Here is a 23,385-nt window from a genome sequence, read left to right as displayed (position 1 = left end):
GCTCAATCCTTCAGAAAGGCTTTGAAGCGGAACAGCTCGGTCAGGCGGTAGCCGCGGTAGCGACCCATCGCCAGCATGAAGCCCACCATGATCAGCAGCACCGCTGGGAAGGTGAAGATGAAGTAGGTCAGCTCCTGAATGTTCATCAGCATGAAGGCCAGGCTCGCGGCGATCAGGGTGCCGACCGCCACCTTGAAGGCATGGCCGCCGCCACGTTCTTCCCAGGTGATCGACAGGCGCTCGATGGTCATGGTCAGAATCACCATCGGGAACAGGGAGACCGACAGGCCGCGCTCCAGGCCGAGCTTGTGACTGAGCAGGCTGATCACGGCGATCAGCACCACGACGAACGTCAGTACCACCGAGAGGCGCGGCAGCATCTGCAGTTTCAGGTGTTCCAGGTACGAACGCAGCGACAGGCCCAGCGCCGTGATCAGCGTGAACAGGATGATGCCGAAGCCGATCTGGGTTTCGCGGAATGCCAGGGCAATCAGTACCGGGGTGAAGGTTCCGAGGGTCTGCAGGCCGCCGAGGTTGCGCAGGATCAGGATCACCAGCACGCCGATCGGGATCATGATCATGATCTGGTAGGTCTGCTGGGTCTGCAGGGGCAGGCCATACAGCGAGTACTCGAGGAAGTCGGCGTCGGTGTTCTCGTCGGTCAGCTTGGCCAGGCGGATGGCGTTCATTTCGCTGTTATTGAGCGTGAAGGTCACCTGCGGATTGCGTCCGCCTTCCAGATTGATCAGCGGCTCGTCACCGGTCCACCAGACCAAGCGGTCATTCGGCAGGCCTTGCTCGCCGGTGCCGGGGTTGAAGAACAGCCACTTGTCGCCGTTGAAGCTGCGTAGCCAGAGTTCCGGGGTTTGCGGCTGGTCTGCGTTCAGGCGAATGGTATGCACGCGCTCCATCGGCACGTGAGCGATGGACAGCAGCAATTCGATGACGCGTGCCTTGTTCGGGATGGATGCATCGCCGCCCAGTAGCAGCTTGACGTTGTCATCGTTGGAATTGTTGACCCGCTTGATGGCTTCGCTGATGAAGGTTTCCACATCAGCGGAATGCTGACGAATCGGAGAAAGCAGCGCTTCGGCAGCGATCTTCTCGGCGCCTTCCACCGGAAGACTGTCGCGGAAGATCGGCCCGGTGGCCTTGGTCTGCTCACCGCTGTAGCGCTTGGTGAGCACGAGGCGGTAATAGAGCGTCTGGTTTCCGCTCGCACGGCGCGCAGACCAGGTGACGCGGCGGTTGCCGTCGGCCCGGTTGATGCTGACGCCGTAGTTGTTGGATATGAAGCTTTCGTTGAGGCTGACGAATTCCTGATTCAGTGGCGGCACGTACATCTGCAGCTTGACCGGCTCGCGTGGGCTGGCCTGGAACTCGACCTTGGCGTCGATATTCCACAGGTCATCGGTTTCGTCTTCGGTAACCGGAATGCCCAGTATGAAGATCTGGTAGGCGGTGATCGAAATTCCCAGAGCGACGAGGATGAAGATCAGGACTTTCAGATGCAGAGTGAGAGCGCGCATGGGTATTACTCGTCAGCGTCAGATTCGTTGAGGCAACCGGGTTTGCCGGCAATAAAGGTGCGACTTGGGTCGACCAGGGCGCCGAAGCGGGTGAGCGCGTCGGAACCGATCAAAAGTGGGTATTGGAAAGCGGTACGGTCCGTGAGGTTCACTTCGATTGTGCGTTTGGCCTTGCCCATGCACAGATCGAGTTCGATAACCGGGCGCGCCGTGTAGGTTTTTTCCTCTTCCGGATCATAGTCGCCAGCCCGGCGCTTGATCTTGCTGATGCGTGCCAGCGGGCGCTCGATGGGGTGTGCGTGGGCGCTGTCGACGGCAAGGTAGAAGCGCACCCACGACTCGCCTTCACGCTTGAATCGGGTGATGTCACGCGCACTGAGCGACGCGGTTTGGGCGCCGGTGTCGAGCTTGGCGTCCACTTCCAGATTGAAGTCGGGGATTCCAACGTGTTCGTTCAGACCGTAAATCGTATTGTCGGCAGCAGTGCCGATCGCGGGCAGGAGTAATGTACAGAACAGCAGGAAGTGGGCTTTTACTCTCATGGAACCTGTTGTCTTAAGGAAGGGATGACTGGAGATCGAGTGGCGACAGGCATTGCGGGCAAGCGCCGGGGGCGCGAAAGGCTGGCATTCTAGCATGCTGGTTTCACGGCGCTACAAGGCGCTCTGCCCTGGCTCAAGCTAATCTCGATCAGGTTGCCGCTTTTACGACTTTAGTAAAAGTGTCGACAATCTGCGTAGGCGGGCTGTTGACCGGTTGGCAATGAAGGCGTACTTTCGTCGCATCAAAACCTGAATTGTCGACAATCATGCTGGATACCGTTGAGCTTCACTCATCCGCGCAACAGCTCGACAGTGGCACGCTGGCCGAGCACGTGTTTCGTCTGATCCAGGCTGCCATCGTCAAAGGCGAGATCGCCCCGGGTAGCAAGATCTCCGAGCCAGAGCTGGCGCGTACCTATGGCATAAGCCGCGGGCCGTTGCGCGAGGCGATCCACCGGCTGGAAGGGCAGAAGCTGCTGGTCCGCGTGCCGCATGTTGGCGCGAGGGTGGTGTCGCTCAGTCATGCCGAGCTGATCGAGCTCTACGAGATTCGTGAATCCCTGGAAGGCATGGCCTGCCGCCTGGCGGCCGAACGCATGACTGAGGCGGAAATTGACGACCTGCGCCGGGTACTGAGCACCCACGAGCGCGATGAGGCGTTTCAGGCCGGTGTCGGCTATTACCAGCAGGAAGGCGACTTCGACTTCCATTACCGGATCATTCAGGGCAGCGGCAACCGCACACTGGCCAAGCTGCTGTGCGACGAGCTCTATCAGCTGGTGCGCATGTACCGCATTCAGTTCTCCACCACGCCGAACCGTCCGCATCAGGCCTTCGCCGAACACCACCGGATTCTCGATGCCATCGCCGAACGCGATGGCGAACTGGCGGAGCTGCTGATGCGCCGCCATATCGCCGCTTCCAAGCGCAATGTCGAACGTCACTTCACGGGCGTTCTTGAGCAAACACCACATGAAAGGGGTAATGCATGACTCTTCCTTCTGCCGGTCAGCGTTTCCGTGACGCCGTCGCCAGCGAGCATCCGCTCCAGGTCGTCGGCGCGATCAACGCCAACCACGCCTTGCTGGCCAAGCGTGCCGGCTTCAAGGCCATCTATCTGTCCGGCGGCGGCGTTGCTGCCGGCTCGCTGGGTCTGCCGGATCTTGGCATCACCGGGCTCGACGATGTGCTGACCGACGTGCGCCGCATCACCGATGTCTGCGATCTGCCGCTGCTGGTGGATGTCGACACCGGCTTCGGCTCCTCGGCGTTCAACGTGGCGCGTACTGTCAAGTCGATGATCAAGTTCGGCGCCGCGGCGATCCACATCGAGGACCAGGTCGGTGCCAAGCGTTGCGGCCATCGTCCAAACAAGGAAATCGTCTCGCAGCAGGAGATGGTCGACCGCATCAAGGCGGCCGTGGACGCGCGCACCGACGACAGCTTCGTGATCATGGCGCGTACCGATGCGCTGGCGGTGGAAGGTCTGAACTCCGCGCTGGATCGTGCCGCGGCCTGCATCGAAGCGGGTGCCGACATGATCTTCCCCGAGGCCATCACCGAGTTGGCGATGTACAAGACCTTCGCCGACCGCGTGCAGGCGCCAATTCTGGCCAACATCACCGAGTTCGGCGCCACGCCGCTTTACACCACCGAAGAGCTGGCCAGCGTCGACGTCTCCCTAGTGCTCTACCCGCTGTCGGCGTTCCGTGCCATGAACAAGGCCGCGGAAAATGTCTACACCGCGCTGCGCCGTGACGGCACGCAGAAGAACGTGATCGACACCATGCAAACCCGCATGGAGCTCTACGATCGCATCAACTATCACACGTTCGAGCAGCACCTCGACGCGCTGTTCGCTCAGAAGAAGAGCTGACGAGAAGGCCCCATTGGGTTTGCCAATGGGGCCTTTGCGATCCATTTTTCAACGTGATTTGCAGTATCCAGAACAAATCCAAGAAGGAGATAGCAATGGCTGAAGCAAAAGTTTTGAGCGGCGCGGGCCTGCGCGGACAGATCGCCGGACAGACCGCCCTGTGTACCGTGGGCAAGACCGGTGCCGGGTTGACCTATCGTGGTTACGACGTGCGCGACCTGGCGGCCGAGTGCGATTTCGAGGAAGTGGCCTACCTGCTGTTCTATGGTGAGCTGCCGAACACCCAGCAACTGGCCGATTACAAGAATCGCCTGAAGACCATGCGTGACCTGCCACAGGCACTGAAGGAAGTGCTGGAACGCATCCCGGCGAGCGCCCACCCGATGGATGTCATGCGTACCGGTTCGTCGGTGCTCGGCACGCTGGAGCCGGAGCTCAGCTTCGACCAGCAGCGTGACGTGGCCGAGCGGCTGATGGCGGCTTTCCCGGCGATCATGTGCTACTGGTATCGCTTCACCCACGACGGTGTTCGCATCAACTGCACCAGTGATGAAGAGACCCTGGGCGGCCATTTCCTCGCGCTGCTGCACGACAAGAAGCCGAGCGACCTGCACGTCAAGGTGATGAACGTCTCGCTGATCCTCTACGCCGAGCACGAGTTCAACGCCTCGACCTTTACCGCCCGTGTCTGCGCTTCGACGCTGTCCGATCTCTATTCCTGTGTGACCGGTGCCATCGGTTCGCTGCGCGGCCCGCTGCATGGCGGCGCCAACGAAGCGGCGATGGACATGATCGAGCAGTGGAAGAGTCCGGAAGAAGCCCGCGAGGCGATCCTCGGCATGCTCGAGCGCAAGGACAAGATCATGGGCTTCGGCCACGCGATCTACAGCGTTTCCGACCCGCGCAACGAGGTGATCAAGGTCTGGGCCGAAAAGCTCGCGGATGAAGTGGGCGACACCGTGCTTTATCCGGTCTCGGTTGCTGTCGACGAAACCATGTGGGAGCAGAAGAAGCTCTTCCCGAACGCCGACTTCTACCATGCGTCCGCCTATCACTTCATGGGCATCCCGACCAAGCTGTTCACGCCGATCTTCGTCTGCTCGCGCGTCACCGGCTGGGCGTCCCATGTGTTCGAACAACGCAGCAACAACCGGATCATTCGGCCGAGCGCCGAGTACATCGGTCCGGAGCAGCGCAAGGTTGTCCCGATCGCCCAGCGTTGATCGGAGCGGGGGAGCTCGTCGTCGGGCTCCCCGCACCTTGCCCCACAGAACATTACTGAATTGAGTTCTTCCGGCATGAATACACAACACCGCAAACCTTTGCCAGGTACTGGGCTTGACTACTTCGACACCCGTGAGGCGATCGAAGCCATTCAGTCGGGTGCCTACGACAAGCTGCCCTATACCTCCCGCGTCCTGGCCGAACAGCTGGTGCGTCGCTGTGAGCCCGAAGCGCTGACCGATTCGCTGAAGCAGATCATCGAGCGCAAGCGCGACCTCGATTTTCCGTGGTATCCGGCTCGTGTAGTCTGCCATGACATCCTCGGCCAGACCGCGCTGGTCGATCTCGCCGGCCTGCGCGATGCGATTGCGGAGCAGGGCGGCGACCCGGCGAAGGTCAACCCGGTGGTGCCGACCCAGCTGATCGTCGACCACTCGCTGGCGGTTGAATTTGCAGGCTTCGACCCGGATGCGTTCGAGAAGAACCGTGCCGTCGAGGAGCGCCGCAACGAGGACCGCTTCCACTTCATCGAGTGGACCAAGACCGCGTTCAAGAACGTCGACGTGATCCCGGCCGGCAACGGCATCATGCACCAGATCAATCTGGAGAAGATGTCGCCGGTGATTCAGGCCCGTGGCGGCGTTGCCTTTCCGGACACCTGCGTGGGTACCGACTCGCACACCCCGCACGTCGATGCGCTGGGTGTGATCGCCATCGGCGTTGGCGGCCTGGAGGCCGAAACCGTGATGCTCGGTCTGCCTTCAATGATGCGCCTGCCTGACATCGTCGGCGTACGTCTGACCGGCAAGCGTCAGCCTGGCATCACCGCCACCGATATCGTCCTCGCGCTGACTGAGTTCCTGCGCAAGGAACGTGTGGTCGGAGCTTGGGTCGAGTTTTTCGGCGAAGGCGCCGACAGCCTGACCATCGGCGATCGCGCGACCATCTCCAACATGTGTCCGGAATACGGCGCCACCGCTTCGATGTTCTACATCGATCAGCAGACCATCGATTACCTCAAGCTGACCGGTCGCGAGCCGGAGCAGGTTGCGCTCGTCGAGCAGTACGCCAAGGAAACGGGCCTGTGGGCGACGGCTCTGGAAGGCGCCGAATACGAGCGCGTGCTCGAATTCGACCTGTCCAGCGTGGTGCGCAACATGGCGGGCCCGTCCAACCCGCACAAGCGTCTGCCGACCTCCGCGCTGCACGAGCGTGGCATCGCCGACGAAGACAAGCTGGCTGCAGCGCGCGCCGAAGAGGCCGAAGGTCTGCTGCCCGATGGTGCGGTGATCATTGCCGCTATCACCAGCTGCACCAACACCTCCAACCCGCGCAACGTGGTGGCCGCCGGCCTACTGGCGAAAAAGGCCAACGAGTTGGGCCTGGTGCGCAAGCCCTGGGTGAAGACGTCCTTCGCGCCGGGTTCCAAGGTCGCCAAGCTGTACCTGGAAGAAGCTGGGCTGCTCAGCGAGCTGGAAAAACTCGGTTTCGGCATCGTCGCCTACGCCTGCACCACCTGTAACGGCATGTCAGGTGCGCTGGACCCGGTGATCCAGCAGGAAATCATCGAGCGCGACCTGTACGCCACTGCAGTTCTCTCCGGTAACCGCAACTTCGATGGCCGTATCCACCCGTATGCCAAGCAGGCCTTCCTTGCCTCGCCGCCGCTGGTGGTCGCGTACGCCATCGCCGGTACCGTGCGTTTCGATATCGAGCAGGACGTTCTGGGCACCGACAAGAACGGCAATCCGATCACCCTGAAGGACCTCTGGCCGTCCGACGAGGAGATCGACGCCATTGTCGCGTCCTCGGTGAAGCCCGAGCAGTTCAAGCAGATCTACATCCCGATGTTCGATCTGGGCACCATCGAGGAAGCCAAGAGCCCGCTATACGACTGGCGTCCGATGTCCACCTACATCCGTCGTCCGCCGTACTGGGAAGGCGCGTTGGCTGGCGAGCGCACACTGAAAGGCATGCGTCCGCTGGCGATCCTGCCGGACAACATCACCACCGATCACCTGTCGCCATCCAACGCCATCCTGTTGGATTCGGCGGCCGGTGAATACCTGGCGAAGATGGGGCTGCCGGAAGAGGACTTCAATTCCTACGCAACCCACCGCGGCGACCATCTGACCGCGCAGCGGGCGACGTTCGCCAACCCGCAGCTGGTCAACGAGATGGCGGTGGTCGACGGCAAGGTGCAGAAGGGTTCGCTGGCGCGCGTCGAGCCGGAAGGCAAGGTGATGCGCATGTGGGAAGCCATCGAAACCTACATGACTCGCAAGCAGAACCTGATCATCGTGGCCGGTGCCGACTACGGCCAGGGCAGCTCGCGTGACTGGGCGGCCAAGGGCGTGCGCCTGGCGGGTGTCGAGGTGATCGTCGCCGAAGGCTTCGAGCGTATCCACCGTACCAACCTGGTGGGCATGGGCGTGCTGCCGGTCGAGTTCAAACCGGGCACTACGCGCCTGACCCTTGGCCTCGATGGCACCGAAACCTTCGATATCGAAGGCGAGCTGTCGCCGCGCTGCGACCTGACGCTGGTCATTCATCACAAGAGCGGTGAAGAAACCCGCGCTCCGGTCACCTGCCGCCTCGATACGGCGGCGGAAGTCAGCGTCTACCAGGCCGGCGGCGTGCTGCAGCGTTTCGCCAAGGACTTCCTCGGGCAGGCGTGACCGGCCGTCCTCGTAGGGTGGATGGCGCTTTTCCATCCACCGCATTAGCCCGCGCGGTGGATCGGTCAAGCGTGATCCACCCTACAACCCATTCATCTTCCAGCCAGGACTCACTCATGGCTCATCAAACCCAGATCAGAATTCCCGCGACCTACATGCGTGGCGGCACCAGCAAGGGCGTGTTCTTCCGGTTGCAAGACCTGCCGGAAAGCTGCCAGGTGCCGGGCGCTGCGCGCGACAAGCTGTTCTTGCGCGTGATCGGTAGTCCCGACCCTTATTCGGCGCACATCGACGGCATGGGCGGCGCCACGTCCAGCACCAGCAAATGCGTCATCCTGTCCAAGAGCACTCGACCTGATCATGACGTCGAGTATCTCTATGGTCAGGTGTCGATCGACAAGCCCTTCGTCGACTGGAGCGGCAACTGCGGCAACCTTTCAACCGGCGCCGGCGCGTTCGCGCTGCATGCGGGCCTGGTGGATGCCGAGCGCATTCCGCAGAACGGCACCTGTGTGGTGCGGGTCTGGCAGGCCAACATCGGCAAGACCATCATCGCCCACGTGCCGGTGGCCAACGGCCAGGTGCAGGAGACTGGCGATTTCGAGCTGGACGGCGTGACCTTTCCGGCTGCCGAGATCGTGCTGGAATTCCTCGATCCGTCCGACGACGGCGAGGAGGGCGGTTCGATGTTTCCCACCGGGAATCTGATCGATGAGCTGGAGGTCCCGGGCATCGGTACGCTCAAGGCGACCATGATCAGCGCCGGCATTCCCACTGTGTTCGTCAACGCCGAGGACATCGGCTACCAGGGCACAGAACTGCGTGAGGACATCAATGGCGACCCGGAGGCTCTGGCTCGTCTGGAGTCGATTCGTGTAGCCGGTGCTCTGCGAATGGGCTTGATCAAGACCGCGGAGGAGGCGCTGACCCGTCAGCACACGCCGAAGGTTGCGTTCGTTTCCCAGCCGAAAAGCTATCGGGCGTCTTCCGGCAAGAACATCGACGCAGGTGAGGTCGATCTGCTCGTGCGGGCGTTGTCCATGGGCAAGCTGCACCACGCCATGATGGGCACCTGTGCGGTGGCCATCGGTACGGCGGCGGCGGTGCCTGGCACGCTGGTGAATCTCGCGGCAGGTGGTGGCGAGCGTCAGGCCGTGCGCTTCGGGCATCCGTCCGGCACGCTGCGGGTCGGTGCCGAGGCGAAGCAGATCGACGGCCAGTGGACGGTTACCAAAGCGATCATGAGCCGCAGCGCGCGCGTGCTGATGGAAGGCTGGGTACGTGTGCCAGGTGACACTTTCTGATGCGCTTCAACTGCCGGAAATCGAATTCTTCCGGCTGAAAAACGCAAAAAGTCCGCACCAAGCGGACTTTTTGTTGTCTAGCGAAGCGGCACTTATTTGAGTCGACGCTCGACGCCTTTCTCCACGAGGATCTTTGCAGAGATTTCCTCGACGGAGAAATGGGTCGAGTTGATGTAGTTGATGTTCTCGCGGCGGAACAGGCTTTCCACCTCGCGGACTTCGAATTCGCACTGAGCGAAGCTGGCATAACGACTGTTGGGTTTGCGTTCGTGGCGAATGGCGGCCAGGCGATCCGGGTCGATGGTCAAGCCGAACAGTTTGTCCTTGTACTCCTTGAGGGCGCTCGGCAACTGCAGACGCTCCATGTCGTCCTCGGTCAAGGGGTAGTTGGCAGCGCGGATGCCGTACTGCATCGCCATATACAGGCAGGTCGGTGTTTTGCCGCAGCGGGAAACGCCGACGAGGATGAGGTCCGCCTTGTCGTAGTAGCGAGTGCGGGCACCGTCATCGTTATCGAGGGCGAAGTTAACCGCCTCGATACGCTCCATGTAATTGGCGTTGTGGCTGATGGAGTGGGATTTACCAACGGAGTAGGAGGAACGTGACATCAGCTCATGTTCCAACGGCGCAAGAAAGGAAGAGAAGATGTCGATCATGAAGCCATTGGATTCGGCCAGAATGTCACGGATTTCCTGGTTCACCAGGGTGTCGAAGATGATCGGCCGGCCACCGTCCTTTTCCGCGGCATTATTGATTTGCTGTACCATGGCCCGCGCTTTTTCGGCGGTGTCTATGTATGGGCGGGTCAGCTTCGTGAAGGTAATGTTCTCGAACTGTGCCAGAAGACTCTGGCCCAGGGTTTCCGCGGTGATGCCTGTGCCGTCAGAAATGAAGAAAGCAGTTCGTTTCATGTGCCTTGGGCCTTAAGTCGAGAACGGTTCCCAGCTATAGTAGGCCCTTCGCCGAGCCCGGTTGGCGGGCATTGTTACTTATTTTGCAGGGTCGGGCCACAGTCGTGCGGCCAGGCTCCGGTTGAGTTTCCAACACTAATGTGGAGAGATCACCTTGGTAGAGTACGTAGTTTCCCTCGATAAGCTCGGCAATCATGACGTTGAGCGTGTAGGGGGCAAGAACGCCTCCCTCGGCGAGATGATCAGCAACCTCGCAGGCGCGGGTGTTTCGGTGCCTGGCGGTTTCGCCACTACGGCCCAGGCCTATCGTGATTTCATGGAGCTCAGCGGTCTCAACGAGCAGATCCATGCGCTTCTCGATGCGCTGGACGTGGATGACGTCAATGCCCTCGCCAAAGCTGGCGCGCAGATTCGCGGCTGGGTGATGGACGCTGAATTCCCGCCTCAACTGGATGCCGACATCCGCACCGCATTCGCGGAAATGTCCGGCGGCAATGACAACATGGCGGTCGCGGTACGCTCCTCGGCCACCGCCGAAGACCTGCCGGACGCCTCCTTCGCGGGCCAGCAGGAAACCTTCCTCAATATACGCGGCGTGGACAACGTGATCCGCGCAACCAAGGAAGTGTTCGCTTCCCTGTTCAACGACCGTGCCATCGCCTATCGCGTGCACCAGGGCTTTGACCACAAGCTGGTTGCCCTGTCCGCCGGCGTGCAGCGCATGGTGCGTTCGGAAACCGGCACTGCAGGTGTCATGTTCACTTTGGACACCGAATCCGGCTTCCGCGGTGTGGTGTTCATCACCGGCGCGTACGGCCTGGGTGAGACTGTCGTTCAGGGCGCGGTCAATCCGGACGAATTCTATGTCCACAAGCACACGCTGGAAGCCGGTCGCCCGGCAATCCTGCGCCGCAACCTGGGCAGCAAGGCAATCAAGATGGTGTACGGCGCCGAAGCCAGCGCCGGCAAGTCGGTCAAGACGGTCGACGTCGACCAGGCCGATCGCATGCGCTTCTGTCTGACCGACGAAGAAGTGACCAACCTCGCCAAGCAGGCCATGACCATCGAGAAGCACTACGGGCGTCCGATGGACATCGAGTGGGCCAAAGATGGCGACGACAACCAGTTGTATATCGTCCAGGCACGTCCGGAAACCGTTAAGAGCCGCAGCAGCGCCAATGTCATGGAGCGCTACCTGCTGAAGGAAAAAGGCACCGTGCTGGTCGAAGGTCGTGCCATCGGTCAGCGAATCGGCGCCGGCCCGGTCAAGGTCATCCACGACGTCAGCGAAATGGACAAGGTTCAGCCGGGCGATGTGCTGGTTTCCGACATGACCGACCCGGATTGGGAACCGGTGATGAAGCGCGCCAGCGCCATCGTCACCAACCGTGGCGGGCGCACCTGCCACGCGGCGATCATCGCCCGCGAGCTGGGGATTCCGGCGGTCGTGGGTTGCGGTAATGCCACCGAGTTGCTGAAGGACGGTCAGCGCGTGACCGTTTCCTGCGCCGAAGGCGACACCGGTCTGATCTTCGATGGCGAGCTGGGCTTCGATATTCGTCAGAACTCCATCGATGCCATGCCGGAACTGCCGTTCAAGATCATGATGAACGTCGGCAACCCTGACCGTGCCTTCGACTTCGCGCATCTGCCGAACGAGGGCGTCGGCCTGGCCCGCCTCGAGTTCATCATCAACCGCATGATCGGCGTGCACCCCAAGGCGCTGCTGAACTTCGACGGTCTGCCCGCAGATGTGAAGAGCAGCGTGGAGAAGCGCATCGCCGGCTACGACGATCCCGTCAACTTCTACGTCGAGAAGCTGGTCGAGGGCGTAAGCACCCTGGCCGCCGCGTTCTGGCCGAAGAAGGTCATCGTGCGCCTGTCGGACTTCAAGTCGAACGAGTACGCCAATCTCATCGGCGGCAAGCTGTACGAGCCGGAAGAAGAGAACCCGATGCTCGGCTTCCGCGGTGCGTCCCGCTATATCAGCGATTCGTTCCGTGACTGCTTCGAGCTCGAATGCCGCGCGATGAAGAAAGTCCGCGACGTGATGGGCCTGACCAATGTCGAGCTGATGGTGCCTTTCGTGCGCACCCTGGGCGAAGCCTCGCAGGTTATCGATCTGCTGGCGAAGTACGGCCTCAAGCGTGGCGAGAATGGCCTGCGCGTCATCATGATGTGCGAGCTGCCGTCCAATGCGCTGCTGGCAGATGAGTTCCTGGAGTTCTTCGATGGCTTCTCCATCGGCTCGAACGACATGACCCAGCTGACCCTCGGCCTGGACCGCGACTCCGGCATCATCGCCCACCTGTTCGATGAGCGTAATCCGGCGGTGAAAAAGCTGTTGGCCAACGCCATCCAGGCATGCAACAAGGCCGGCAAGTACATCGGTATCTGTGGTCAGGGTCCTTCGGATCACCCGGATCTGGCCAAGTGGCTGATGGAGCAGGGCATCGAGAGCGTCTCCCTGAATCCGGACTCGGTGCTCGATACCTGGTTCTTCCTGGCCGATCGCGAGATCTGACGGTTGAGTCGGTAACAAAAAACGGGGCGTCAGCCCCGTTTTCGTTGGCGCTGATAATCGTCATTCCAGCGATTTCATTCCGCCTAGAGCGTCCAGCGGCTAATATGCGCGCCTATATGGCTGTACGCTGGATGTCGCCGTAATTTCCAAGCAGAAGGAGTTTCCCATGCAATACGTCACGCCTGATCTGTGCGATGCCTATCCGGACCTGGTGCAGGTCGTCGAGCCGCTGTTCAGCAACTTCGGTGGTCGCGATTCCTTCGGTGGCGAGATCGTGACCATCAAGTGTTTCGAGGACAATTCGCTGGTCAAGGACCAGGTCGACGTCGACGGTACGGGCAAGGTGCTGGTGGTCGACGGCGGCGGCTCGCTGCGTCGTGCGCTGCTGGGTGACATGCTTGCCGAGAAAGCCGCGCGCAATGGTTGGGAAGGTTTGGTTATCTACGGTTGCGTTCGTGACGTCGATGTTCTCGCGCAGACCGAGCTTGGCGTTCAGGCCCTGGCCAGTCATCCCATGAAGACCGACAAGCGCGGCATCGGTGATCTCAACGTTCCGGTGACGTTTTGCGGTGTGACGTTCCGTCCCGGTGAATACGTATACGCCGATAACAACGGCATCATCGTGTCGCCTGAGCCGCTTTCCATGCCGGAGTAAAGCCGGCTCTAACGGCTGTGCGTGCCATCATTCCTGAGCCCGGCGATGCCGGGCTTTTCATGACCAGTGACGGAACGGATAGATGCGGGAAACCGAAAGCGAACAGCGCGGGCTGATCCACGCCTTTGTTCTCGATGGCAGCGGCGGGGCTCGCCAGATCGGCTATAGCGATCTGCCTGAGCTGCAGCTTGCGGCCAATGAGAGCATCTGGCTGCACTGGGATCGTGGCCAGCCCCAGGCGCAGGATTGGTTGCGCAGGCAAAGCGGGCTCAGTGGGTTCGCTTGCGATGTGCTGCTTGAGGAGAACACGCGCCCGCGCGTCTTAGCGCTGCCGCAGGAAGGGCTCTTGCTGTTCTTGCGGGGGGTGAATCTGAACCCCGATGCCGAGCCGGAAGACATGGTTTCCGTGCGCGTATTCGCCGATCAAAAGCGGGTCATTTCGCTTCGCCTTCGGCCGCTGCGCTCCACCGAAGTAGTGATTCGATTGCTGTCGGAAGGTAGGGGGCCGAAGTCGACCTCTGAACTGCTGCTCTATCTGGCAGAGGCGATGACCGAGCGAGTAGATGATCTGGTCACTCAGCTGGCCGAGCGCATTGACGCCGTGGAAGAGCGGCTCGAGGGAGATGAGCAATACACCCTGGAACATGCTTCGATGCTTTCCTTGCGCCGGCAGGCCGCGAGCCTGCGGCGCTTCCTGCTGCCGCAGCGCGAGCTCTACGGCCAGATGACGCGTAATCAACCGAGCTGGTTTGCCGAGGATGACACTGAATACTGGAACGAGCTGAGTAACCGGCTCATCCGTTATCTGGAAGAACTCGAGATGGTCCGCGAGCGCGTGAATCTGGTGTTGGAGTCGGAGCATCGCAGGCTGAGCGAGCGGATGAACCGCACCATGTACCTGCTGGCTATAATTACCGGCTTTTTTCTGCCGCTCAGCTTCCTGACTGGGCTGCTGGGGATCAATGTGGGTGGTATTCCCGGGGCCGAGTTTTCCTACGGGTTCGTCGTTGCCTGCCTGCTCATCGGCGGCGTTGCGCTGTTGCAATGGTGGATACTGCGCCGCCTGCGTTGGGTGTGAATGTGACTCCCACCTAACCGTAAGCCGTCTAGACCACATACTTTAGCGAGGTTTGCATGCGCGATCCCTTCGAAGAATCCCTGCGCGATCTGCTCAACAAGCCCTCGGTTCATGATGACGACGCTTGTCTGGGCCGTGTGTTGAAAACGGCCAACCGGCAGGTTGGTGCCGGCGACCTGTTTGCACTGATCGGTCACTGGCTGCAGGCCTTGATGATCGCAGTCAACAGCGGCTCAGGTCATGTCGCTCCGGTTTCTCGCCGAGAAACACCTAAATGTTCGTTCGATAAGGCTGATTGATCATGGAATTCGATCCCTGGACCCAGAGTCTGTTGTCGGCGATGAGCTCCCTTTGGGCTTCCGTCGCCGCGTTCATTCCCCGATTGTTCGGCGCATTGGTCGTCGTCCTGCTTGGTTTCGTCGTCGCAAAGCTCCTCGACACCCTGCTTTCCAAAGTGCTTGCCAAGGTGGGCCTGGACCGGCTGATGGCGGGTACCGGTCTGACCAAGCTGCTGGGGCGGGCGGGGATCCGCATTCCGGTTTCCGCGCTGATCGGCAAGGTCGTGTACTGGTTTGTGCTGCTCATTTTTCTGGTTTCAGCTGCTGAATCGCTGGGGCTTGAGCGAGTGTCGGCAACGCTGGATATGCTGGCCCTCTACGTACCTAAAGTCTTTGGCGCGGCACTGATTCTGCTAGCAGGCGTGCTCTTGGCGCAGTTGCTCAGCGGCCTGGTGCGTGGCGCTGCCGAGAGTGTCGGGCTGGACTATGCCAACGGCCTGGCGCGCATGGCGCAGGGGCTCGTGATCATCATCAGCATCTCCGTTGCGATCGGACAGCTCGAGGTCAAGACCGAACTCCTCAACTATGTCATCGCCATCGTGCTGATCACCGTCGGCTTGGCAGTTGCGCTTGCGTTTGGACTCGGCAGTCGCGAGCTGGTATCGCAGATACTGGCTGGCATCTATGTGCGTGAGCTTTACGAGGTAGGGCAGCGCGTGTGCCTGGCGGATATCGAAGGACAGATCGAGGAAATCGGAACGGTCAAGACATTGCTACTGACCGACGACGGCGAACTGACCTCTGTCGCTAACAGAGTACTGCTCGAACAACGCGTCGACAGCCGTTAGCCTTGCGATTCTGGTAAAGTACGTCGCCTTTTTTCCGGTTTCCTTAATGGTGGCCGTGCCCCCGACTGCCGGCTCGAAGCGTCTTGACTAAAACCCCATCGTCCATATCGCGCTACGACCCTCGCCAGCTCACCGACGAAGAGCTGGTGCAGCATGCTCATGTCGAACTATTTCATATAACGCGTGCGTATGAAGAGCTTATGCGGCGATATCAGCGCACACTGTTCAATGTATGTGCGCGTTACTTGGGGAACGAGCGGGACGCCGACGATGTATGTCAGGAAGTTATGCTCAAGGTTTTATATGGGCTGAAAAACTTCGAGGGCAAATCGAAATTCAAGACATGGCTATATAGCATCACTTATAACGAATGCATTACTCAATATCGTAAGGAGCGCCGCAAGCGGCGTTTGCTTGACGCACTCAGCCTCGACCCGCTTGAAGAGGCATCCGACGAGAAGGCGCCGAGAATCGAGGAGAAGACTGGGCTCGACCGGTGGCTCGTGCATGTGAATCCGATCGATCGAGAGATACTGGTGTTGCGTTTTGTTGCTGAACTTGAGTTTCAAGAAATCGCGGACATCATGCATATGGGTTTGAGTGCAACGAAGATGCGATACAAGCGTGCGCTCGATAAGCTGCGGGAAAAATTTTCCGATACTACTGAAACTTAATCCTGGAAACTTGTCTTATACCTTGCGAACAGCTTGGGCATACAGACAGCCGGTTTCCTTAGATTGTTCTGATTCTAACCACCAGATGGGGATTTACGGATGAAACTTAAAAACACCTTAGGCGTCGTTATCGGTTCGATGGTTGCCGCCACTTCTCTCAGCGCGCTGGCCCAAGGACAGGGCGCCGTAGAGGTGGAAGCGTTCGGTAAGCACTATTTCACCGATAGCTCGCGTGACGTGCAGCGTGACGGCGAGCTTTATGGCGCTGGCGCCAGCTACTTCCTTACCGACGATGTTTCCCTGGGCCTGTCCTACGGCGAATACCATGACCTGACCTCCAAGGATCCGGTCGGCGCCGATGGCAGCCACAAGAACATCAAGGGTAGCCTTACTTCTCTGGATGCTGCCTACCACTTCGGCGCGCCAGGCGTAGGCCTGCGTCCGTACGTCTCCGCTGGTGTGGCTCATCAGAGCATCGGCCAGGCGACTCGTGGCGGTCGTGACAGCAGCACCTTCGCTAATGTTGGTACCGGTCTCAAGTACTACTTCACCGAGAACTTCTTTGCCAAGGCCAGCGTCGACGGCATGTACAACATCGATGCAGACGAAGCTGAGTGGATGGCTGGTGTTGGTGTCGGTCTGAACTTCGGTGGTGGTGCTCGCGAGGTTGCAGCAGTCGAGCCGACTCCAGAGCCGGCTCCGACTCCGATTGTCGACAACGAACCAGAGCCTGCTCCTGAGCTGGTCCGTGTCGAACTGGACGTCAAGTTCGATTTTGACAAGTCGCGCGTTCGTGAAGAAAGCTACAGCGACATCAAGAACCTTGCTGACTTCATGCAGCAGTACCCGCAGACCAACACCACTGTTGAAGGTCACACTGACTCCGTTGGTACTGACCAGTATAACCAGCGTCTGTCCGAGCGTCGTGCCGAAGCAGTGCGCAACGTTCTGGTCAACGAATACGGTGTTGAGGGTGGCCGCGTGAACTCCACAGGTTACGGTGAGTCCCGTCCGGTTGCCGACAACGCCACTGAGGAAGGTCGTCAGATCAACCGTCGCGTTGAAGCAGAAGTGGAAGCTCAGGTTCAGTAATCTGAGTTAGCTACGCCTAGAAAAGCCCGGCTAGTCCGGGCTTTTCTTTGTCTGTGGGAAAAGACTATCTCTAGTGGCAATCCCTTTTCCCGATGGTGTTTTTACTGCGGCTGTGCTGCACGGTGATGGCTGATTGGTCGGTGCGCATTGCTGTAGCAGCGTGCGTGTGCAGGCGTTGGTCGCCGCTCCGATTGGGGAAGGGGGCGGCGGCGATGGAGGCAATAAAAAACCCCGCCGAGGCGGGGTTTTTTTATTGCCTTACGGCGTCATCAGACTTCGACGACCTTGATCTTGGCCTTCTCCGCAGCGTCACGGAATTCGGCGATCTGGTCGAAAGACAGGTAGCGATAGATATCGGCAGCCATGCTGTCGATGTTCTTCGCGTATTCCATGTACTCCTCGACGGTCGGTAGCTTGCCGGTGATGGACGCTACTGCCGCCAGCTCTGCCGAAGCCAGGTAGACGTTAGTGGCGTCACCCAGACGATTCGGGAAGTTACGAGTGGAGGTAGAGACCACAGTGGAACCGGTTTGCACGCGAGCCTGGTTACCCATGCACAGCGAGCAGCCCGGCATTTCCATGCGCGCGCCAGCCTTGCCGTAGATGCCGTAATAGCCTTCCTCGGTCAGCTGATGAGCGTCCATCTTGGTCGGCGGAGCCAGCCACAGACGGGTCGGAATGCCACCCTTGACCTTGTCGAGCAGCTTGCCGGCAGCGCGGAAGTGGCCGATGTTGGTCATGCAGGAGCCGATGAAGACTTCGTCGATCTTCTCGCCAGCAACGGTGGACAGCAGGCGGGCATCGTCCGGGTCGTTCGGCGCGCAGAGCACGGGCTCTTTCACTTCGGCCAGGTCGATTTCGATCACTGCAGCGTATTCGGCGTCCTTATCTGCTTCCAGCAGCTTCGGATCGGCGACCCACGCTTCCATCGCTTGAGCGCGGCGCTCCAGGGTACGGGCATCACCGTAACCTTCGCTGATCATCCAGCGCAGCATGGTGATGTTGGACTTCAGGTACTCAGCGATCGAGTCTTCCGGCAGCTTGATGGTGCAGCCGGCAGCCGAACGCTCGGCGGAGGCGTCGGACAGCTCGAATGCCTGCTCCACGGTCAGCTGGTTGAGACCTTCGATCTCAAGAATGCGACCGGAGAAGATGTTCTTCTTGCCCTTCTTCTCGACAGTCAGCAGACCCTGCTGGATGGCGTAGTAGGGGATGGCATGAACCAGGTCACGCAGGGTGATGCCGGGCTGCATCTGACCCTTGAAGCGCACCAGTACGGATTCCGGCATGTCCAGCGGCATGACGCCAGTGGCGGCGGCGAAGGCGACCAGGCCGGAACCGGCCGGGAAGGAGATGCCGATCGGGAAGCGGGTGTGCGAGTCACCACCTGTACCAACGGTATCCGGCAGCAGCATGCGGTTCAGCCAGCTGTGGATGATGCCGTCGCCCGGACGCAGGGACACGCCGCTGCGGTTCATGATGAAGTCCGGCAGGGTGTGGTGGGTGTTGACGTCGATCGGCTTTGGATAGGCAGCGGTGTGGCAGAACGACTGCATGACCAGATCGGCGGAGAAGCCCAGGCAAGCCAGGTCCTTCAGCTCGTCGCGAGTCATCGGGCCAGTGGTGTCCTGCGAGCCGACGGTGGTCATCTTCGGTTCGCAGTAGGTGCCCGGACGAACGCCCTTGCCTTCCGGCAAGCCGCAGGCGCGACCGACCATCTTCTGCGCGAGGGTGAAACCTTTGCCACTGTCAGTCGGCGCTTCCGGCTTCTTGAACAGGGTGGACGGTGCCAGACCCAGCTCGGCGCGGGCCTTCTCGGTCAGGCCGCGGCCGATGATCAGCGGAATACGACCGCCAGCACGGACTTCGTCCAGCAGGACGTCGGTCTTCAGTTCGAAAGTGGTGACGACTTCATCGGTGCCGTGCTTGCAAACCTTGCCAGCGTATGGGTAGACGTCGATCACGTCGCCCATGGCCAGGTTGCTGCAGTCGAATTCGATCGGCAGGGCGCCGGCATCTTCCATGGTGTTGTAGAAGATCGGGGCGATCTTTGTGCCGAAGCAGAAGCCACCAGCGCGCTTGTTCGGCACGTTCGGGATGTCGTCACCGAAGAACCACAGCACGGAGTTGGTAGCCGACTTGCGCGAGGAGCCGGTACCGACCACGTCGCCGACATAAGCAACTGGGAAGCCCTTGGCTTTCAGTTCTTCCATCTGCTTGATTGGGCCGACCGAGCCCGGTACGTCCGGGTTGATGCCTTCACGGGCCATTTTCAGCATGGCCAGCGCGTGCAGCGGGATGTCAGGGCGCGACCAGGCGTCTGGAGCAGGCGACAGATCGTCGGTGTTGGTTTCGCCAGTGACCTTGAATACGGACAGGGAAACTTTTTCGGCAACTGCCGGGCGGTTGGTGAACCACTCGCCTTCGGCCCAGGACTGCATCACAGCCTTGGCATGCTCGTTACCGGCCTTGGCCTTTTCGGCCACGTCGTGGAAAGCGTCGAACATCAGCAGGGTGTGCTTCAGTTGCTCGGCGGCAACAGCGGCCAGTTCGGCGTTATCCAGCAGCTCGACCAGAGTGGCGATGTTGTAGCCGCCCTGCATGGTGCCCAGCAGTTCGACAGCGCGCTGCTTGCTCAGCAATGGCGAGGAAGTTTCACCTTTGGCCAGGGCGGACAGGAAGCCGGCCTTGACGTAGGCGGCTTCGTCGACGCCAGCGGGGACGCGGTTGGTGATCAGGTCAACGAGGAATTCTTCTTCGCCGGCTGGCGGATTCTTCAGCAGCTCAACCAGGCCTGCGGTTTGCTCGGCGTTCAGCGGCTGGGGCACGACGCCCTGGGCGGCACGCTCTTCTACGTGTTTGCGATAGGCTTCAAGCACAGTTTTTACCCTCATCATTGGTCCCTTGGGTGTTTCGGGACGCGCATCCGGAAGCTGTTTTCAAAGTTTTACGCCGGGCGGGCGAGGCCGGATGGGCAGGGTAAAGATAAATCTGCGCATCCGGCACGCAGCCGGTTCAACTGTGCTCGTGACGCTTTGAAAACAGCTTCGTATGGAATGTGGCGCCAAAAACGGCGGGCCGATACTACTGGAAATGGCCCCAAAAGTTAAGTCGAGCGCCAGCGGCGGCCGCCGCCAAGGCTTCGTGAGCTTGCGTGAAAAGATTTCGCTCGGGCCCGCGGGGCCTGGGCTTGTGGCGGCGCCAGAGGGGTCCACGCTTTAAACAAGGATGACCCTGGTAGGACAAAAGTCTAAGATGCTCGGCCCGCCATCAACCTGCTTCGGTCATGTCCTCACAGCGCATCAAAACCCCTTGCATTGGTCTGTGCTCGACGGTGTACGGCGATATCGTCTGCCGTGGGTGCAAGCGATTCCATCATGAGGTGGTTAACTGGAACGCCTATGGCGAAGAGGAAAAGCGGGCGGTATGGCGGCGTCTGGAAATCCTCCTGGCGCAGGTCATGACGGCCAAACTCGAAGTGTTCGATGCTCAGCTGTTGCGCCAGCAGCTGGAGGCTCGGCAGATCCGCTTTGTAGTGGAGCAGTCTCCCTACTGCTGGGCCTATCAGTTGATCGCGCGCGGTGCGCGGCTGATTCAGCAGCTCGAAGCCTATGGCGTTGCTTTGCTACCCGAATTCCGTGATCGACCGCTGCCTGAACTGCGCGACGCGATCGATCAGGAGTTCTTCCTGCTTTCCGAGGCTCATTACGAGCGCTACATCGCGCCACGCTTTCTAGCGGAAGGTATCGACTTCAGGGTCTGATGAAGCCCGCGGGCCAGCGCTTTCGTTCGGAGCGGTCTGACTCAGTGGCGAACCAGGTCTTCGAGGTGATCGATGATGTCGTTGGGCTTGAGTACCAGGACATCGCTTTCCAGTGTGTCGAGCACCACCTCGGCAGTGTTACCCATCAGCGCGCCAGAGAATCCGGTCCTCGCCACCGTGCCGATCACTGTGACGACGGCCTTGAGCTGGTGGCAAACGCGCGGAATCAGCGCATCGGCAGGGCCTTCCTCGACATGTAGCTGAGCGTCAGGAATCTGAAACTCTTCCTGGAACTGCTTGCAGGCATCTCTATACCGAGCTTCGATGGTTTCCTTGAGCTGGAACGCCGGGTCGGCGGCGGAAAGCATCGCTGAAGGATGCGCACTGATGACGTGCAGCTTGCCGTCGGCGAGGCTGGCGATCTCGTAGCCGTGATTGATGATGGTCGCGTGCAGCGTGCGGTGTTCCAGATCGGCGTTGCCGACGTCCACCGCGGCGAGAATGTTTCCACCTGTCCATGGCTTGTCAGTTTTCACCATCAGCACCGGGCTGGGGCAATAACGCAGCAGCTTCCAGTCCTCGGGAGTGAGCAGGGCGCGCTTGAGTGGGGTGTCCGGCACGTGCTGCTTGACCACCAACCCGCAACCTTCGGCCTGCTGCACGTTGATGATGGTCTGATGGATGCTCTCGTGCCACGCCTGCTGGGTGGACACCTGATGGCCCTCGCTAGCCAGCTGTTCGCTCAGTGCAGTCAGGTGGGCACCGTGGTCGTGTTTGGTATCGCACACCAGCAGGTGCAGGCGGGACTGGCTGACACTTGCGATCAGTCGCGCACGTTTGAGTGCCAGCTCTTGCGGCTGGTTCGGGTCAATTACCACGAGGATGCAGCGAATGGCTTGCATGATCGGCTCCATTTCCAGATTCAGGTTGGTCAACTATAGACAAGCCTGCGATGCCGGCCGTGATGTATATCAAGCAAGGCTGGCTGCTCCGCGCGGCATTCGCAATAATGCCCGTCCGGTGTCCGGCGGTGCCATTTAACTGTCGGCTTATTAAGTTCCTGAATATGCAAGGCTAGACATGCTTCCTGATCTCAACGAATTCCTCGGTTGTTCCACACCCGCCGCATGGGTGGATGCAGCGTTGCAGAATCAGGATGTGATGCTCATCGATCATGGAAACTGCGAGAAGAAGGCGGCAGGTGCGGCGTTCCAGTTGATGTTTCGCTACGTTGACAAACCGGACCTGCAGAACAAGATGTCGCGCCTCGCCCGTGAGGAGCTGCGTCATTTCGAGCAGGTACTGGCAATCGTTCGCCGACGTGAGATCCAGCTGCGGAACGTTGGGTCGTCACGCTATGCAGCCGGCCTGCGCGAACTCGTACGCAATCATGAGCCGTACCGGCTGACTGATACGCTGGTGATCGGTGCCTTTATCGAGGCACGCTCCTGTGAGCGTTTCGCCATGTTGGTGCCGCATCTGGATGAGGAGCTGGGCAAGTTCTATCACGGGCTGCTCAAGTCGGAAGCGCGGCACTTTCAGGACTATATCAAGCTGGCGTACCAATATGGCGATGCGGCTGATGTCGATGCGGCGATCATTCGGGTACGTGAACGCGAGCGCGAACTCATCGAAAGCCCGGACGCCGAGTTTCGCTTCCACAGCGGCGTGCCGCTGGCGGCTTAGTTCAGATCGAACGGGGCCTGTTGAAAGCCGCTCTCGTCGACCTGTAACGCCCAGCCTTGTTGGTCCCAGTCGCCGAGCACGATGCGCCGTGCCGGGCGGCCGTCGACTTCCAGTTCGTGTGTCGCGGGGCGATGGGTGTGGCCATGGATCAGGGTCCGCACGCCATGCTCGGCGAGTACTCGAGGGATCAGCTCCGGGGTGACATCGATGATGTCCGAAGCCTTCATGCGCGTCTGGGCGCGACTTTCATTGCGCAGCTTGCGCGCGAGTTTTCGGCGAGTGGACAACGGCAGATGACGCAGGATGAACAGGCTGAGCGGATTGCGCAGCAAACGCCGTAGCCGCATGTAGCCTTCGTCGCGGGTGCACAGGCTGTCGCCATGCATCAGCAGGACGCGCTCACCGCCGAGCTCGACCACACTCGGGTCGCCCAGCAGCGTACAGCGCGCCGCGCGGCAGAAGCCCTTGCCCAGCATGAAGTCACGGTTGCCGTGCATCAGGTAAATGCGCGTACCGCGTTCGCTCAGGGCGCGTAACGCGTCGGCGATCGATTGCTGGAAGGGTGTCATGGCATCGTCGCCGATCCAGACCTCAAAAAAGTCGCCGAGTATGTACAGCGCTTCGGCCTGGCACGCGCGAGTGGCGAGAAAATGCAGGAACGCCCGGGTAATGTCCGGGCGTTCCATTTCCAGGTGCAGATCGGAGATCAGCAGGATCACTCGC

The 23,385-nt window shown here is 60.3% G+C and carries 20 protein-coding genes; 14 read left to right on the top strand and 6 right to left on the bottom strand.

All coding sequences use genetic code 11. The annotated features are described in order from the left end of the window. Positions 1-2: 2 nt before the first annotated feature. Together rloB and rloA are read right to left on the bottom strand one after the other, a co-directional pair. On the bottom strand, positions 3-1,529 hold the full coding sequence (rloB, locus tag LLJ08_RS11095) for an osmotic stress tolerance membrane protein RloB (protein WP_228207024.1): 1,527 nt from the start codon (positions 1,527-1,529) through the stop codon (positions 3-5). 5 nt (positions 1,530-1,534) lie between these two features. Then, complete coding sequence (gene rloA, locus LLJ08_RS11090; RefSeq protein WP_023444336.1) at positions 1,535-2,071, bottom strand: retropepsin-like aspartic peptidase RloA; 537 nt, start codon at positions 2,069-2,071, stop codon at positions 1,535-1,537. Positions 2,072-2,337: 266 nt separating this feature from the next. On the opposite strand from rloA, the gene LLJ08_RS11085 reads away from it, so the two are divergent. The 5 genes from LLJ08_RS11085 to prpF all read left to right on the top strand — a co-directional run bounded on the left by LLJ08_RS11085 (position 2,338) and on the right by prpF (position 9,153). Further along, positions 2,338-3,063, top strand: a complete 726-nt coding sequence (locus tag LLJ08_RS11085) for a GntR family transcriptional regulator (RefSeq protein WP_023444337.1) — start codon at positions 2,338-2,340, stop codon at positions 3,061-3,063. Continuing rightward, a complete protein-coding gene (gene prpB, locus LLJ08_RS11080; protein ID WP_014820318.1) occupies positions 3,060-3,947 on the top strand; it encodes a methylisocitrate lyase in 888 nt (295 codons plus the stop codon). Before LLJ08_RS11085 ends, prpB begins: the two co-directional genes overlap by 4 nt. 95 nt (positions 3,948-4,042) lie before the next feature. Further along, entirely contained in the window at positions 4,043-5,170 is a 1,128-nt protein-coding gene (gene prpC / locus LLJ08_RS11075) for a bifunctional 2-methylcitrate synthase/citrate synthase (protein WP_023444338.1), read from the top strand. Between the two features lie 75 nt (positions 5,171-5,245). Next, positions 5,246-7,849 carry a Fe/S-dependent 2-methylisocitrate dehydratase AcnD gene (gene acnD, locus LLJ08_RS11070; RefSeq protein ID WP_014820316.1) on the top strand — a complete coding sequence of 868 codons (2,604 nt, stop codon included), beginning with the start codon at positions 5,246-5,248 and terminating at the stop codon, positions 7,847-7,849. Between the two features lie 116 nt (positions 7,850-7,965). Beyond that, the gene (gene prpF / locus LLJ08_RS11065) at positions 7,966-9,153 is read left to right on the top strand and encodes a 2-methylaconitate cis-trans isomerase PrpF (RefSeq protein ID WP_228207023.1); all 1,188 of its coding nucleotides are present in this window, start codon (positions 7,966-7,968) and stop codon (positions 9,151-9,153) included. 92 nt (positions 9,154-9,245) lie between these two features. Here the strand turns inward: prpF and ppsR are convergent, their stop codons facing one another. Then, positions 9,246-10,064, bottom strand: coding sequence for a posphoenolpyruvate synthetase regulatory kinase/phosphorylase PpsR (gene ppsR, locus LLJ08_RS11060; protein ID WP_014820314.1), 819 nt, complete (start codon positions 10,062-10,064; stop codon positions 9,246-9,248). Between the two features lie 154 nt (positions 10,065-10,218). Here ppsR and ppsA point away from each other — a divergent pair, with 154 nt between their 5' ends. The 7 genes from ppsA (at position 10,219) to LLJ08_RS11025 (ending at position 17,213) form a co-directional block, all read left to right on the top strand. Further along, entirely contained in the window at positions 10,219-12,588 is a 2,370-nt protein-coding gene (gene ppsA / locus LLJ08_RS11055) for a phosphoenolpyruvate synthase (protein ID WP_228207022.1), read from the top strand. A 166-nt stretch (positions 12,589-12,754) separates the two neighbouring features. Then, positions 12,755-13,243: a ribonuclease E activity regulator RraA gene (gene rraA, locus LLJ08_RS11050; RefSeq protein ID WP_014820312.1), complete on the top strand. Its 489-nt coding sequence runs from the start codon at positions 12,755-12,757 to the stop codon at positions 13,241-13,243. Between the two features lie 82 nt (positions 13,244-13,325). Further along, on the top strand, positions 13,326-14,321 hold the full coding sequence (locus tag LLJ08_RS11045) for a zinc transporter ZntB (protein ID WP_046619384.1): 996 nt from the start codon (positions 13,326-13,328) through the stop codon (positions 14,319-14,321). A 56-nt stretch (positions 14,322-14,377) separates the two neighbouring features. Then, positions 14,378-14,620, top strand: a complete 243-nt coding sequence (locus tag LLJ08_RS11040; RefSeq protein ID WP_041013959.1) for a hypothetical protein — start codon at positions 14,378-14,380, stop codon at positions 14,618-14,620. 2 nt (positions 14,621-14,622) lie between these two features. Next, positions 14,623-15,447, top strand: a complete 825-nt coding sequence (locus LLJ08_RS11035; protein ID WP_228207020.1) for a mechanosensitive ion channel family protein — start codon at positions 14,623-14,625, stop codon at positions 15,445-15,447. An 83-nt stretch (positions 15,448-15,530) separates the two neighbouring features. Next, positions 15,531-16,121 (top strand): RNA polymerase sigma factor SigX, encoded by a 591-nt coding sequence (gene sigX, locus LLJ08_RS11030; protein WP_014820308.1) that lies wholly within the window; start codon positions 15,531-15,533, stop codon positions 16,119-16,121. A gap of 99 nt (positions 16,122-16,220) precedes the next feature. Then, positions 16,221-17,213: an OmpA family protein gene (locus tag LLJ08_RS11025; RefSeq protein ID WP_228207019.1), complete on the top strand. Its 993-nt coding sequence runs from the start codon at positions 16,221-16,223 to the stop codon at positions 17,211-17,213. Positions 17,214-17,482: 269 nt separating this feature from the next. On the opposite strand, the gene acnB is transcribed toward LLJ08_RS11025, so the two are convergent. After that, positions 17,483-20,092 (bottom strand): bifunctional aconitate hydratase 2/2-methylisocitrate dehydratase, encoded by a 2,610-nt coding sequence (gene acnB / locus LLJ08_RS11020; protein WP_014820306.1) that lies wholly within the window; start codon positions 20,090-20,092, stop codon positions 17,483-17,485. Positions 20,093-20,499: 407 nt separating this feature from the next. On the opposite strand from acnB, the gene LLJ08_RS11015 reads away from it, so the two are divergent. After that, positions 20,500-20,976, top strand: a complete 477-nt coding sequence (locus tag LLJ08_RS11015; RefSeq protein WP_031297307.1) for a DUF1289 domain-containing protein — start codon at positions 20,500-20,502, stop codon at positions 20,974-20,976. Between the two features lie 41 nt (positions 20,977-21,017). Here the strand turns inward: LLJ08_RS11015 and LLJ08_RS11010 are convergent, their stop codons facing one another. After that, positions 21,018-21,878 carry a universal stress protein gene (locus tag LLJ08_RS11010; protein WP_228207018.1) on the bottom strand — a complete coding sequence of 287 codons (861 nt, stop codon included), beginning with the start codon at positions 21,876-21,878 and terminating at the stop codon, positions 21,018-21,020. 178 nt (positions 21,879-22,056) lie between these two features. Here LLJ08_RS11010 and LLJ08_RS11005 point away from each other — a divergent pair, with 178 nt between their 5' ends. After that, positions 22,057-22,662, top strand: a complete 606-nt coding sequence (locus tag LLJ08_RS11005; RefSeq protein WP_228207017.1) for a MiaE family protein — start codon at positions 22,057-22,059, stop codon at positions 22,660-22,662. Here LLJ08_RS11005 and lpxH read toward each other — a convergent pair. Then, complete coding sequence (gene lpxH / locus LLJ08_RS11000) at positions 22,659-23,381, bottom strand: UDP-2,3-diacylglucosamine diphosphatase (protein WP_125877701.1); 723 nt, start codon at positions 23,379-23,381, stop codon at positions 22,659-22,661. The genes LLJ08_RS11005 and lpxH overlap by 4 nt on opposite strands. Positions 23,382-23,385: the final 4 nt, after the last annotated feature.

The sequence above is a fragment of the Stutzerimonas chloritidismutans genome, assembly GCF_020783375.1.
Taxonomy (GTDB): domain Bacteria; phylum Pseudomonadota; class Gammaproteobacteria; order Pseudomonadales; family Pseudomonadaceae; genus Stutzerimonas; species Stutzerimonas kunmingensis.
The sequence above is the reverse complement of the archived record's forward strand: the minus strand, read 5'-3'. Positions and strand labels throughout refer to the sequence as shown.

What these genes read in the sequence shown, in the direction of transcription:
- LLJ08_RS11010 (WP_228207018.1), bottom strand. Translation starts at nt 21,878, where the DNA reads ATGCAAGCCATTCGCTGCATCCTCGTGGTAATTGACCCGAACCAGCCG.
- LLJ08_RS11045 (WP_046619384.1), top strand. Translation starts at nt 13,326, where the DNA reads ATGCGGGAAACCGAAAGCGAACAGCGCGGGCTGATCCACGCCTTTGTT.
- LLJ08_RS11025 (WP_228207019.1), top strand. Translation starts at nt 16,221, where the DNA reads ATGAAACTTAAAAACACCTTAGGCGTCGTTATCGGTTCGATGGTTGCC.
- rloA (WP_023444336.1), bottom strand. Translation starts at nt 2,071, where the DNA reads ATGAGAGTAAAAGCCCACTTCCTGCTGTTCTGTACATTACTCCTGCCC.
- rraA (WP_014820312.1), top strand. Translation starts at nt 12,755, where the DNA reads ATGCAATACGTCACGCCTGATCTGTGCGATGCCTATCCGGACCTGGTG.
- prpF (WP_228207023.1), top strand. Translation starts at nt 7,966, where the DNA reads ATGGCTCATCAAACCCAGATCAGAATTCCCGCGACCTACATGCGTGGC.
- LLJ08_RS11035 (WP_228207020.1), top strand. Translation starts at nt 14,623, where the DNA reads ATGGAATTCGATCCCTGGACCCAGAGTCTGTTGTCGGCGATGAGCTCC.
- LLJ08_RS11085 (WP_023444337.1), top strand. Translation starts at nt 2,338, where the DNA reads ATGCTGGATACCGTTGAGCTTCACTCATCCGCGCAACAGCTCGACAGT.
- LLJ08_RS11015 (WP_031297307.1), top strand. Translation starts at nt 20,500, where the DNA reads ATGTCCTCACAGCGCATCAAAACCCCTTGCATTGGTCTGTGCTCGACG.
- prpC (WP_023444338.1), top strand. Translation starts at nt 4,043, where the DNA reads ATGGCTGAAGCAAAAGTTTTGAGCGGCGCGGGCCTGCGCGGACAGATC.
- acnD (WP_014820316.1), top strand. Translation starts at nt 5,246, where the DNA reads ATGAATACACAACACCGCAAACCTTTGCCAGGTACTGGGCTTGACTAC.
- rloB (WP_228207024.1), bottom strand. Translation starts at nt 1,529, where the DNA reads ATGCGCGCTCTCACTCTGCATCTGAAAGTCCTGATCTTCATCCTCGTC.
- ppsR (WP_014820314.1), bottom strand. Translation starts at nt 10,064, where the DNA reads ATGAAACGAACTGCTTTCTTCATTTCTGACGGCACAGGCATCACCGCG.
- prpB (WP_014820318.1), top strand. Translation starts at nt 3,060, where the DNA reads ATGACTCTTCCTTCTGCCGGTCAGCGTTTCCGTGACGCCGTCGCCAGC.
- LLJ08_RS11005 (WP_228207017.1), top strand. Translation starts at nt 22,057, where the DNA reads ATGCTTCCTGATCTCAACGAATTCCTCGGTTGTTCCACACCCGCCGCA.
- LLJ08_RS11040 (WP_041013959.1), top strand. Translation starts at nt 14,378, where the DNA reads ATGCGCGATCCCTTCGAAGAATCCCTGCGCGATCTGCTCAACAAGCCC.